This window comes from Algiphilus sp., assembly GCF_023145115.1.
Taxonomy (GTDB): domain Bacteria; phylum Pseudomonadota; class Gammaproteobacteria; order Nevskiales; family Nevskiaceae; genus Algiphilus.
Genome location: NZ_JAGLEJ010000042.1, coordinates 13,999 through 24,866, shown reverse-complemented (window position 1 = coordinate 24,866; position 10,868 = coordinate 13,999). Strand labels below are relative to the sequence as shown.

The 10,868-nt window shown below is 70.7% G+C and carries 12 protein-coding genes; 7 read left to right on the top strand and 5 right to left on the bottom strand.

Going from position 1 to position 10,868, the window contains the following annotated elements:
* Positions 1 to 22: 22 nt before the first annotated feature.
* Both KAH28_RS14915 and KAH28_RS14910 read left to right on the top strand, forming a co-directional pair.
* The gene (locus KAH28_RS14915; protein ID WP_290577941.1) at positions 23 to 886 is read left to right on the top strand and encodes a M23 family metallopeptidase; all 864 of its coding nucleotides are present in this window, start codon (positions 23 to 25) and stop codon (positions 884 to 886) included.
* Positions 873 to 1,373, top strand: a complete 501-nt coding sequence (locus KAH28_RS14910) for a DUF1499 domain-containing protein (RefSeq protein WP_290577939.1) — start codon at positions 873 to 875, stop codon at positions 1,371 to 1,373. The genes KAH28_RS14915 and KAH28_RS14910 overlap by 14 nt, the downstream gene beginning before the upstream one ends.
* An 88-nt stretch (positions 1,374 to 1,461) precedes the next feature.
* Here the strand turns inward: KAH28_RS14910 and KAH28_RS14905 are convergent, their stop codons facing one another.
* The 3 genes from KAH28_RS14905 to KAH28_RS14895 all read right to left on the bottom strand — a co-directional run bounded on the left by KAH28_RS14905 (position 1,462) and on the right by KAH28_RS14895 (position 4,204).
* Positions 1,462 to 2,187, bottom strand: coding sequence for a uracil-DNA glycosylase family protein (locus KAH28_RS14905; protein WP_290577937.1), 726 nt, complete (start codon positions 2,185 to 2,187; stop codon positions 1,462 to 1,464).
* 103 nt (positions 2,188 to 2,290) lie between these two features.
* Positions 2,291 to 3,256 (bottom strand): putative zinc-binding metallopeptidase, encoded by a 966-nt coding sequence (locus KAH28_RS14900; protein WP_290577936.1) that lies wholly within the window; start codon positions 3,254 to 3,256, stop codon positions 2,291 to 2,293.
* A gap of 597 nt (positions 3,257 to 3,853) precedes the next feature.
* The gene (locus KAH28_RS14895) at positions 3,854 to 4,204 is read right to left on the bottom strand and encodes a histidine triad nucleotide-binding protein (protein WP_290577934.1); all 351 of its coding nucleotides are present in this window, start codon (positions 4,202 to 4,204) and stop codon (positions 3,854 to 3,856) included.
* 89 nt (positions 4,205 to 4,293) lie between these two features.
* Between KAH28_RS14895 and msbA the strand changes: the two genes are divergently transcribed.
* The 4 genes from msbA to kdsB are packed head-to-tail and all read left to right on the top strand — an operon-like array spanning position 4,294 to position 8,088.
* A complete protein-coding gene (gene msbA / locus KAH28_RS14890) occupies positions 4,294 to 6,078 on the top strand; it encodes a lipid A export permease/ATP-binding protein MsbA (RefSeq protein WP_290577932.1) in 1,785 nt (594 codons plus the stop codon).
* Between the two features lie 4 nt (positions 6,079 to 6,082).
* Positions 6,083 to 7,117, top strand: coding sequence for a tetraacyldisaccharide 4'-kinase (gene lpxK / locus KAH28_RS14885; RefSeq protein ID WP_290577930.1), 1,035 nt, complete (start codon positions 6,083 to 6,085; stop codon positions 7,115 to 7,117).
* An 18-nt stretch (positions 7,118 to 7,135) separates the two neighbouring features.
* A complete protein-coding gene (locus KAH28_RS14880; protein ID WP_290577928.1) occupies positions 7,136 to 7,327 on the top strand; it encodes a Trm112 family protein in 192 nt (63 codons plus the stop codon).
* A gap of 8 nt (positions 7,328 to 7,335) precedes the next feature.
* Positions 7,336 to 8,088, top strand: coding sequence for a 3-deoxy-manno-octulosonate cytidylyltransferase (kdsB, locus tag KAH28_RS14875; RefSeq protein WP_290577926.1), 753 nt, complete (start codon positions 7,336 to 7,338; stop codon positions 8,086 to 8,088).
* A 9-nt stretch (positions 8,089 to 8,097) separates the two neighbouring features.
* Here the strand turns inward: kdsB and phaR are convergent, their stop codons facing one another.
* Both phaR and gluQRS read right to left on the bottom strand, forming a co-directional pair.
* Positions 8,098 to 8,586 carry a polyhydroxyalkanoate synthesis repressor PhaR gene (gene phaR, locus KAH28_RS14870; protein WP_290577923.1) on the bottom strand — a complete coding sequence of 163 codons (489 nt, stop codon included), beginning with the start codon at positions 8,584 to 8,586 and terminating at the stop codon, positions 8,098 to 8,100.
* A 35-nt stretch (positions 8,587 to 8,621) separates the two neighbouring features.
* Entirely contained in the window at positions 8,622 to 9,617 is a 996-nt protein-coding gene (gene gluQRS, locus KAH28_RS14865) for a tRNA glutamyl-Q(34) synthetase GluQRS (RefSeq protein ID WP_290577921.1), read from the bottom strand.
* A gap of 124 nt (positions 9,618 to 9,741) precedes the next feature.
* Here gluQRS and KAH28_RS14860 point away from each other — a divergent pair, with 124 nt between their 5' ends.
* The gene (locus KAH28_RS14860) at positions 9,742 to 10,530 is read left to right on the top strand and encodes an HAD-IA family hydrolase (RefSeq protein ID WP_290577919.1); all 789 of its coding nucleotides are present in this window, start codon (positions 9,742 to 9,744) and stop codon (positions 10,528 to 10,530) included.
* Positions 10,531 to 10,868 lie beyond the last annotated feature (338 nt).

Here is a 10,868-nt window from a genome sequence, read left to right as displayed (position 1 = left end):
GGCGCGCAGGCAGAATGGTCGGATGCACGCATTGAAGCGCATCGCCATGCCGCTGGTCGTCCTCGCGCTGGCGCTGACCGCGCCGGCGGGGGCGATGGACCCGGAAGCGCCGACCGAGCCGGTGCTACTGCCGGGAAGCGCGCTCGCCCAGGGTGGCCTGGTGCGCGGGCAGGTGGCGCCCGGCACGCGCGTCTGGCGCGGCGAGCGCGAGCTGCAGGTCGATGCCCGCGGCCGTTTCGTCACCGGCCTGCACCGGGACGATCCCGCCGAGCTGGTCCTGCGGCTCCGCCTGCCGGACGGCAGTGAGCAGCGCAGCACCTTCGGCGTCCGCCAGCGCGCGTACGACGAGCAGCGCATCGACGGACTGCCCGGCGGCATGGTGACGCCGCCCGAGGACGTGCTGGCGCGCATCCGGGCCGAGCAGGAGCGCGTCAATGCCGCGCGCAGCCACGAGACCGCAATGGACGCGGTCTTCGAGAGCTTCGTCTGGCCGGTCACCGGCACCATCACCAGCGTCTACGGCAGCCGCCGCATCCTCAACGGCGAGCCGCGCCAGCCGCACTACGGCATCGACATCGCGGCGTCGCGGGGCACGCCCATCCGCGCCACCGCCGCCGGCATCGTGCGCATGGCCGACGCCGACCTCTACTACACCGGCGGCACCGTCATCATCGATCACGGCCATGGCGTTTCCAGCACCTATCTGCACATGGCCAGCCTCGACGTCGCGGTCGGCGACGAGGTGGCGCGCGGCGCGCGCATCGGCACCGTGGGCGCCACCGGGCGCGTCACCGGGCCGCACCTGTGCTTCCGCTACAACTGGTTCGACAAGCGCCTCGATCCGGCGCTGCTGCTGCCCGAGGCGCAACCCGATGACGGGCCCTGAGCGCCAGCGGGGCCGGAGCGCGCTGCGTCAGATCGCGGTGCCGCTGCTCGGTCTCGTCATCCTGTTCGTGGGCTACGGCGTCTACAAGACGCTGACCCCGCCCGCGACACTCGCCGGTGCCGGTGGGCAGCTCGCCGTGTGTCCGCCGCGGCCCAGCTGCGTGTACAGCGGTGCCGGCGAGGCGCGCCACCGGATCGCGCCGATCCGGGTCGAGGGCGACCCCGACGACGTCTGGCGGGAGGTCGCCACCGCGCTGCTGCAGATGCCTCATCTGGAGCGCATGAGTGCCGAGGGCGACTACATGCACGCCGTTTTCGTCAGCCCCATCGTGCGCTACCGCGACGATCTCGAGCTGAAGCTGCGGAGCGACGGCGAGATTGCCGTGCGCTCCGCGTCGCGCTTCGGCTACTACGACTTCGACGTCAACCGCGAGCGCGTCGAGCGCCTGCGCGCCCGGGTGCGCCAGGCCGGCGGGAGCGCCGGTTAGGGGCGTTCCGCGGAACCCCGCGGGCGATGCCGCAGGCCGCGCCGGCCGGTGCCCGCAATGCCGGGTCCCGCCGGGCTGCGGCGTTTTCCTAGGCGCTTTCGGGAATCGCGATGCCCAGGTCGTCCCGGAACTGCTTCTCGGCCGCGGCGGCCCAGCCGCGGTTGGCGATGGGGCTCGCCGGGCTCGGGTGCAGCACGGTGCCGATGGAGCAATCCATGCCCGACAGGGCCGCCTCCGCGCGCTGGCGGGCGAAAGCACCCACGCCGACGACGATGCGCGGGCGAAGCGATTCGACGGTCGCGCGCAGCGCTTCGTCGCAGACCGCGAACAGCGCATCGCGCTCGGCCGCCGGGAGCTTGTCGGGCGTCCGGTTGCGGCCGCTTTCCTCCATGAAGACCAGCGGGCAGTAGTTGGCGACGAAGAAGCGCGCGAAGAAGCGCTCCGGTGTGCCGAAGCGCTCGCGCGCCCAGCCCCACAGGCGCGCGCCGCTGACTTCGGCGCGCCGGCAGTCGAAGCCCTGGACGGGACGCTTGGGATGCGGATCCGCGGGCTGCTTCACATCGCCGGAGATGTCCATCCAGTCCCGCACCAGCGCGATCTCGCCGAACGGCACCCCGGTCTGCGCCATGCCGAAGGGCCCCGGGTTCATGCCCACCAGCAGGACCTCGCGCGTGCCGTCGCCGAAGCGTTGCAGATACTGCTCGTGCGGCTCGCGCGCGTAGTCCAGCGGGTTGTAGACATGCGTGACCGGGGCCGCGAATGACAGGCGGTCGACGGCGTCGGCAAGGGTGCGGCTGATGGCGGTCAGGGACATGCCGGCTCGGAGTCGTTGGGCTTGTGGGCCGGGAGGATAGACGGCGGGGCGGGCGTCTGCCGAGCGCGCCGCGGGAGCGAGCCGGGCGGGCAAGGGCGACGCGTCAGGCCTCGCGCACGCCGCGACGCAGCCAGTGATGCACGAAGGCGAGCTTGGCGCGGGCGGTGTCGGACATCACGAAGGGGTAGAGGTCGGGCAGCCCCATGGCGCGATTGACGTGGTTGACGCCCAGCGTGACCGCCGCCGCCGCCGCGGTCAGTCGCGCCGCATCCGGTTCCGCGTAGGGATCCCAGTCGGTGGCGGGCAGGTCGGGTGCACCGAGGCCGGCCGCCACGAAGCTGTCGGCGATGTCGGTCAGATGCAGCAGGTGCGCCGCGGTCTCCGCCCAGTCCTCGTGCGGATGCGCCGACGCGTAGCCGGTGAGGTAGTGCTGCTCCCATCCCGCGGGCGGGCCGTTGCCGTAGTGACGCCGCAGCGCCTCGCCGTAGTCGGTGCGCTCGTCGCCGAACATGGCACGGAAGGCATCCAGGAAATCGGCGCGCAGGCTCAGTCGCCACCACACCACGTGGGCGATCTCGTGCCGCAGATGGCCGATCATGGTGCGGTAGGGCTCGTTCAGCGCTTCGCGCCGGCTGGTGCGCAGCACCGGATCGGCTTCCGCCACGCTGATCGTCACGACGCCCTGTGCGTGGCCCATGGACACCGGCACCGGTCCCTCGGCCAGCATGTGGAACACCGGGCTGGGGCCGGTGTCCTCCGGCCCGAACCACCCCCAGCGGCCGAGATTGTCCAGCACCCATCGCTTGCCGGATTCCGCCTCCGCCCAGTGCGGGATGGCATCGGGCATCGACGGATCCGGCGCCAGCGTCGTCATCGCGCACGAGCGGCACAGCGCACCCGGCTCCGGCGCCGCCCAGTTGCAGCCCAGCCGGTCGCGATTCGCGCAGAACGCCGCGGCGGTCACGAAGATGCGCGCCTGCGGATCGTAGGCAACCGCCGTGCCGTCCGGGGTGACGAGATTGTCGAACCACAGATGCCCCGGGCCGAGCGGATTGTCGAAGACGTTCATGGCGCGATGCGTGTCCGGTTGCGTGCCGTGCGGGCGGCACGACATGGCTCAGCACTATAGGGCGTCGCCTGCCACTGCATCCGCATTCCGGAACGCGCCGGTTTCGCCGGCACTCTCTCCCCCGAGGGCGGGGGAGAGGGGGATCGGGAAGGCGGTTCCGTGGCCAATGGCCCTCACGCGCTGCCTTCTTCCCTTGGGGAGGAAGCGGGGTCGGACTGAGGGGGTGCGCAGCGCGCGCGGTGTTGCAGCATATACAGGGGACAGTATATTTATTTCTCGGCAATGACGCTCTACCCTCGGTACCCTTAATAAATATACTGTCCCCGTTTCGCGTCCGTCCCCTAAACGGGGGGGCGAACACACATTACCGTGCCGGCTCGCAAGCTCCCTTCTCCCTCCGGTAGAAGGGCTGGGGATGAGGGGGGCGCGAAGCGCGGTGTCGCGTTGCGACTCGCCCGGACACATTGGCTGTGCGCGTCATCGGCCGCCGCAGTCACCACGTTCGATCATCCTGATCTCACTAAGTGACCCTGCCGGGGCCATCCATGGCCCCGGTGTTGAGCGGAGCTGCGACTTGCCGCTGGCAAGTCGGTCGCATTACCCCGGCGGCCAGGAGAGGGCGCGGCCGCCGATGATGTGGAGGTGGAGGTGGAAGACGCTCTGGCCGGCCTCGGCACCGTTGTTGACGACCAGCCGGAAGGCCTCGCCCACGCCTTCGGCCTCGGCGATCCGGTTGGCGGTGAGCATCAGGTGACCGAGCAGGGGCTGGTCCTCGGGTGTGGCGTCGCACAGCCTGGGTATGGGCTTGCGCGGCACCAGCAGGATGTGGATCGGAGCGCCGGGATTGACGTCGCGGAAGGCCACGCAGTGTTCGTCCTCGTGCACGATGGTGCCGGGCAGCTCGCGGTCGATGATCTTCTCGAACAGGGTCTTCTTCTGATCGGACATGCTGGCTCGCCAAGTGGTGGGTGCGGAGCGGCCACAGGGTGGGCCGCCGGAGGCGTTACCATAACGTGACCAGCGCAGCAGTCCCCTTCATGACGCATTCCGCAACACTCCGGCCGATCGAGCCGAGCGACGCCTACCGCCGCCTGTTGCGCTATCTGCGCCCGTTCAAGGTGCCCTTCGCCCTGGCGGTTCTGGCAATGGCGTTGTTCGCCGGCTCCAACGTCAGCTTCATCGGCATGATGCAGCCGCTGCTCGACGAGAGCTTCGTCGAGAAGAACCGCGCCGAGGTGGTCTGGATCCCGTTCGCGATCATCGGCCTGTTCATCCTGCGCGGTGCCTCGAACTTCGGCGCGCTCTACGGCATGGCCTACGTCGGGCGCGGCGTGGTGCGCGACCTGCGCCAGGACCTGTTCGATCACCTGCTGACGCTGCCGGTGATGTTCTACGACCACAACAGCTCCGGCCAGTTGCTGACGCGCCTGACCTACCACGTCGAGCAGATCGCCGAGTCGATCTCCACGGCGCTGACCGCGATCATCAAGGAGGGCCTGACCGTCATCGGCCTGCTCGGGCTGATGCTGTGGCTGGAATGGCGCCTGACCCTGTTCTCGCTGGCGATCACGCCGGTGGTGGCCATCATCATCAACGTCGTGTCCAAGCGCTTCCGCGGCATCTCGACGCGCATCCAGGGGTCGGTCGGCGGGCTGAACCACGTTGCCGAGGAGGTCATCCAGGGGCAGCGCACGATGAAGATCTACGGCGGCGAGGCCTTCGAGCGCGGGCAGTTCCTCAGCGCCAACCGCCACAACCGCAGCCTGTCGATCAAGCTCACCGCCACGCGCGCGATGTCCTCGGGCGTGGTCCAGATCGTCGCATCCTTCGCGCTGGCGGCGGTGGTCTACTACGCCACCACGCCCAGCATGATCGAGGCGCTGACGCCGGGCATCTTCGTGTCCTATATCGGCGCCATGCTGTCGTTGATGAACCCGATCAAGGAGCTCACCCGCGTCAACGAGCGCATCCAGCGCGGCATCGCCGCCGCGCAGGAGATCTTCGGCATGCTCGAGGCCGAGCCCGAGGCCGAGACGGGCGATCTCGCCCCGGCGCGCGTGCAGGGCGCGCTGCGCTTCGAGGGCGTTTCCTTCCGCTACCCCGGTGGGGACGAGCTCGTGCTGCAGGACATCGATCTCGACGTGCCCGCCGGCGCCACGGTGGCCTTCGTCGGCCGCTCCGGTGCCGGCAAGTCGACCCTGCTGTCGCTGCTGCCGCGCTTCTACGACCCGACCGCGGGCCGCATCCTCCTCGACGGCAACGACCTTCGCGACTACCGGCGTCAGGCGCTGCGCACGCAACTCGCGATGGTCGATCAGCAGGTGCGCCTGTTCAATGCCAGCGTCGCCGACAACATCGCCTACGGCCTCACGCCCCGGCCGGACGACGCCGCCATCCAGCGCGCCGCGCAGGATGCCTACGCCTGGGAGTTCATCGAGAAGCTGCCCGAAGGGCTCGCCACCCAGGTGGGCAGCAACGGCGTGCTGCTCTCCGGCGGCCAGCGCCAGCGGCTGGCGATCGCGCGCGCGCTGCTCAAGGACGCGCCGCTGCTGCTGCTGGACGAGGCCACCTCGGCGCTGGACACCGAGTCCGAGCGCTACATCCAGGGCGCGCTGGCACGGCTGATGAAGGGCCGCACGACGCTGGTCATCGCGCACCGGCTGTCGACCATCCGCGATGCCGACCTGATCGTGGCGATGGACGGCGGTCGGGTCAGCGAGGTCGGCACCCATGACGAACTGCTGGCGCGCGGCGGCCTGTACGCAGGCCTGCACGCCATGCAGTTCCGTGAAGAGGACGCGTCGTCGCCCGCGGAGGCCTGATCCGGTGAGCGCGCGCGGGCGGGTAGAGGCGTGGTGCAACGCGCGCTGGTACGGCGAGACCCGGCCGCCGCGCTGGCTGGCGCCGGCCGCGGCTCTCTACGGTGCCATCGCCGACGGCCGCGCGCGGCGCCACGCCGCTGTCGCTCCCGAGCTGCCACTGCCCGTCGTGGTGGTGGGCAACATCACCGCCGGCGGTGCCGGCAAGACGCCGTTGACCATCGCGCTGGCGGCGCTGGCGCACGACGCCGGCCTGCGCGTCGGCATCGTCAGTCGCGGCTACGGTGCCGGCGACGCGACGCCGCGCATGGTCACCGATGCCAGCACCGCCGACGCAGTCGGCGACGAGCCGCTGCTCATCGCCCGGCGCACCGGCGCGCCGGTGTGCGTGGCACGCGACCGCAGCGCCGCCGTGTGCCATCTGGCAGGGCAGGCGACGCTCGACCTCGTGCTGGCGGACGACGGGCTCCAGCACTACCGCATGCGGCGACAGGCGGAGATCTGCGTGGTCGACGGCGCGCGCGGGCTGGGCAATGGCGCGCGGCTGCCCGCCGGTCCGCTGCGCGAGCCGCCCGAGCGTCTGGCGCGCTGCGATCTGGTGGTCATCAACGGCGAGGGCGGGCGCGGCGATGCGCTGGCGCGTGCCGCCAACGCGGTCCGCGTGCGGGCGGTGATGCGCGAGGCAGTGGCGCTGCGCGACGGCGCGCGACAGCCGCTGACGGCGCTGGCCGGCTGTCCGGTGCACGCCATCGCCGGCATTGCGCATCCGCAGCGCTTCTTCGCGGCCCTCGAAGCCGCCGGCCTGCAGGTCACCGGCCACGCCCTGGCCGATCACCAGGCGGCATCACCGGCGCTGCTGGCGACCCTCGGCGACGCGCCGCTGTTGATGACCGAGAAGGACGCGGTCAAACTGCCCGGTGCCGCAGCCGCGGACCGCGACTGGTACAGCGTCCCGATCACGCTGGAATGGTGCGGCGACGGCGCGGAGCGCGCACGGGCGCTGCTTCTGCGCGCGGCGCGTTGCGGCGCCGATCGACCCTAGGAACCAACCCGAGACGACATGGACAAGCATCTGCTGGACATCCTGGTGTGCCCGGTCACCGGCGCCAGGCTGGTGTGGCGGGAGAACGACCAGGAGCTCTGGTCGCGTGCCGCGCGGCTCGCGTATCCGGTGCGCGACGGCATCCCGGTGATGCTCGAGGAGGAAGCGCGCTCGCTGAGCGACACCGAGCTCGCCGAGATCGGCGACTGAGCGTTCTCGTGGACGCGGCATTCGACGTCGTCATCCCGGCGCGTCTGGGCTCGACCCGGCTGCCGGGCAAGGTGCTCGCCGACATCCACGGCAGGCCGCTCATCGCGCACGTCCACGACCGCGCGATGGAGGCGGGTGCGCGCTCGGTGGTCATCGCCACCGACAGCGAGCGCGTGGTCGAGGCCTGCCGGGCCTTCGGCGGCGACGTGCAGCTGACATCACCCATGCACCACAGCGGTACCGATCGCGTGCACGAGGTGGCCACCATCCGCGGATGGCCGGACGACCGGCTGGTGGTCAACATCCAGGGCGACGAGCCGCTGATGCCGCCTTCCGTGGTGGCGGCCTGCGCGGCGCGGCTGGAGGGCGATCCCGATGCCGACATCACCACCTGCGCGCACCGCATCGACAACGGCGAGGACTTCGCCAATCCCAATGTCGTGAAGGTGGTGTGCGACGCACGCGGTCGCGCGCTCTACTTCTCGCGGGCGCGGGTGCCGTTTCCGCGCGGCGGCGATGCCGGCGCCCACCCGCCGGGGGCGCTGCGGCACATCGGGGTCTACGGCTACCGCGTGGCGGCGCTGCGGCGGTTCTCGAGCCTGCAGCCCGGGACGCTGGAAGCGTGCGAGGCGCTGGAGCAGCTGCGCGCGCTGGAGCAGGGCATGGCGATCAGCGTGGCGGTTGTCGACGAGGCCCCGGGCAGGGGTGTCGACGCGCCGGAGGATCTCGAAGCGGTGCGCACCCGGCTGGCGCCGGGCTGAGCCGGGCGCTCAGTCGTTCTTGCGCTTCGCGTTCGCCGCGGCGGAGTCGCGGCCCAGGTTCTTGAGGAACTCGCGCCGCACGGTCCGCCAGATCGGGACGTGCTCCTCGGCCAGCTCGCGCAGGTGGTAGAACGGCTGCTCGGCGCGGCCCAGCATGTGGCGCATCTGGTCCGAGAACTGCTGCTGCTTCTCCAGGAACATCTGCATCGACAGCTCCAGATAGCGGCTGATGCTGCCCTGCATGGGGTCGCCGTAGAAGCGGATGATGTGCTTCAGCAGGTCGGTCTGGAAGATCGGGTCGCCGCCCTGTTCCTGCTCGGCGATCACCTGCAGCAGGATCGAGCGCGTGATGTCCTCGTGGGTGCGCTTGTCGATCACCTGGAACGGGCGGCTGTCCAGTACCAGCTGGCGGATCTCCTCGAGCGTGATGTAACGGCTGATGGCCGTGTCGTAGAGGCGCCGGTTCGGGTACTTCTTGATGACACGCACTTCGCTCATGTTCGAGGCGTCCGCCGGAAAAATGTTGCGGTGCATTATAGAGGTCCGGCGCCGAGCGTACCGGCGTGGCCGAAAATCCCGCTGTCGGCGGTTTCCTCCGTCCAGACGATCCGCTGCGGCGGCACCCGCTGCGCGGACCGTTCGCGCCAGATCGCGACCGCACCGGCGACGATCGCGGCCGGGTCGTCCGCGCGCTCCGCGCCGTCCGGTACCACCTCCAGGATGCGGCAGCACGCGAGCAGGTTGGCGGCCGCGGCACCGGTCACCAGCGGAGCGGCGTGATTCTGCTTGCTGAGCTTGGCGCCGTCGGCCCGCACCAGCAGCGGACCGTGACGACTGCGCGGGCGGGGCAGCCCAAGCGCGTCCAGCACGCACCAGTGCATGAAGGTGGCGTGCAGCAGATCGCTGCCGCGCACGACGTGCGTGATGCCCATCGCCGCCTCGTCGACGGCGCTCGCCAGCGCATAGCCGGGGATGCCGTCGCGTCGCTGCAGCACGAAGTCGCCGATGTCGGCCTGCCAGTCGGCCACCAGCGGGCCGTGCCAGTCATCGGCGAGCTGCGCTCCGCCCGGCGGAACCCGCATGCGCAGGGCGAGGGCACTGTCCGGCGCATCCGTCAGCAGATGCCGGCGTGCGCAATGGCCGTCGTAGACCGGGCCGAAGGGGCCCGCCGGGGCGTGCTCGCGCAGGCGCCGGCGCGTGCAGTCGCAGCCGTAGATCCTGTCGGCCTGCCGCAGGGTGGCAAGCGCCTCGCGGTAACGCGAACCGGCCTGCGACTGCCGGTACACCGGCCCGTCCCACGCCAGTCCGTGGGCGTCGAGCTGGTGCCGGATGGTGTCGGTGTGCGCGGGGTCGCAGCGTGCAGCATCGAGGTCGTCGATGCGCAGCATCCACACCCCGTCGTGCGCGCGCGCGTCGAGGTAGCTGAGCAGCGCGGTCAGCAGCGAGCCCATGTGCAGTGGCCCCGAGGGCGTCGGTGCGAAGCGGCCGCGATAGCCGGACGTGATCGCCATCACGACATGGTAGGGCACGGCAACGGCGCCGGTAGCGCCGTGTTGCTAAGCTAGCGACAGTGATGGACAACGACTCGGTAGGCATGCGGGCGAATCGGGCGCCGGAGACGGCGACAGGCCATTACGCCCCGCCCAAGCGGTGATGCTGCGCGCGATCTGCTTCGATCTCGACGGCACGCTGGCGGATACCGAGCCTCTCGGTCATCGCCCCGCATACAATCGCGCGTTCCGCGACGCCGGTTTGTCCTGGCAATGGACGCCCAAGCTCTACCGCGACCTGCTGCAGCATCCCGGCGGCGGGCGCGAGCGACTGCGCCACTACCTCGACAACTACCAGCCCGACTGGGCGGACAGCGCGGCCATCGAGACGACCGACCCGGAAGAGCTCATCCAGGACCTGCACGCGCGCAAGGCGCGGCATTTCCGCGACCTCGTGCGCAACGGCGAGATCCCGCTGCGGCCCGGCGTCGAGCGCCTGATCGGCGAGGCCAGCGCCGCCGGCATCAAGCTCGCCATCGTCAGCAACGCCAGCCGCGGCACGGTGGCGTCGGTGCTCGGGCACAGCCTCGGCAAGACCATCGGCGAGTCGCTGGACGTCGTCATCTGCGGCGACGAGGGCTTCCGCAAGAAGCCCGAGCCCGACCTCTACATCGAGGCCCTGCGGCGCATGGAAGTGGAGCCGGTCGAGGCGGTCGCGGTGGAGGACTCGCGGCTGGGGCTCAGCGCCGCGCTCACGGCCGGACTGGCGACTGTCGTCACGCTCAACGCCACCACGCGCGACGAGGACTTCTCCGGCGCCGAGCTCATCGTCGACTCGCTCGGCGAACCGGAAGCGCCGACCAGCATGGCGCGGCCGCCGCTGCAGAACGACGGCTGGGTGACGCTCGCCGATCTCCGGGCCGTGCAGGAGCGCCACGCCGAGTCGGCGTAGGTCCGGCCGGCTGGCGCCGGCACCCCCTCAACCAGGCCCTCTCGCCGAGCGCGGGGGAGAGGGGATCAAGCCCGGTCGCCTAGGAGCAGAAGCAGAAGGCCACGGGGGAAGGAGGGGGAGGGGGACAGTATACTTATTCCCCGTGATATGACTCACCACGGGGAAGGGGACAGTATGGAGGGAAGGGGACAGTATACTTATTTCCCCTGATATGACTCTGCAACTGCAGTGCGTTCCAGGAAATAAGTATACTGTCCCCTTTCGTGGGGCCCCCTGTAGTCTGGTCTCCCGTATCCCTGCGGGAGGAGCGCCGGGGATGAGGGCCCGCGCGCCAGCGC

What these genes read in the sequence shown, in the direction of transcription:
- KAH28_RS14915 (WP_290577941.1), top strand. Translation starts at nt 23, where the DNA reads ATGCACGCATTGAAGCGCATCGCCATGCCGCTGGTCGTCCTCGCGCTG.
- KAH28_RS14910 (WP_290577939.1), top strand. Translation starts at nt 873, where the DNA reads ATGACGGGCCCTGAGCGCCAGCGGGGCCGGAGCGCGCTGCGTCAGATC.
- KAH28_RS14905 (WP_290577937.1), bottom strand. Translation starts at nt 2,187, where the DNA reads ATGTCCCTGACCGCCATCAGCCGCACCCTTGCCGACGCCGTCGACCGC.
- KAH28_RS14900 (WP_290577936.1), bottom strand. Translation starts at nt 3,256, where the DNA reads ATGAACGTCTTCGACAATCCGCTCGGCCCGGGGCATCTGTGGTTCGAC.
- KAH28_RS14895 (WP_290577934.1), bottom strand. Translation starts at nt 4,204, where the DNA reads ATGTCCGATCAGAAGAAGACCCTGTTCGAGAAGATCATCGACCGCGAG.
- msbA (WP_290577932.1), top strand. Translation starts at nt 4,294, where the DNA reads ATGACGCATTCCGCAACACTCCGGCCGATCGAGCCGAGCGACGCCTAC.
- KAH28_RS14880 (WP_290577928.1), top strand. Translation starts at nt 7,136, where the DNA reads ATGGACAAGCATCTGCTGGACATCCTGGTGTGCCCGGTCACCGGCGCC.
- phaR (WP_290577923.1), bottom strand. Translation starts at nt 8,586, where the DNA reads ATGAGCGAAGTGCGTGTCATCAAGAAGTACCCGAACCGGCGCCTCTAC.
- KAH28_RS14860 (WP_290577919.1), top strand. Translation starts at nt 9,742, where the DNA reads ATGCTGCGCGCGATCTGCTTCGATCTCGACGGCACGCTGGCGGATACC.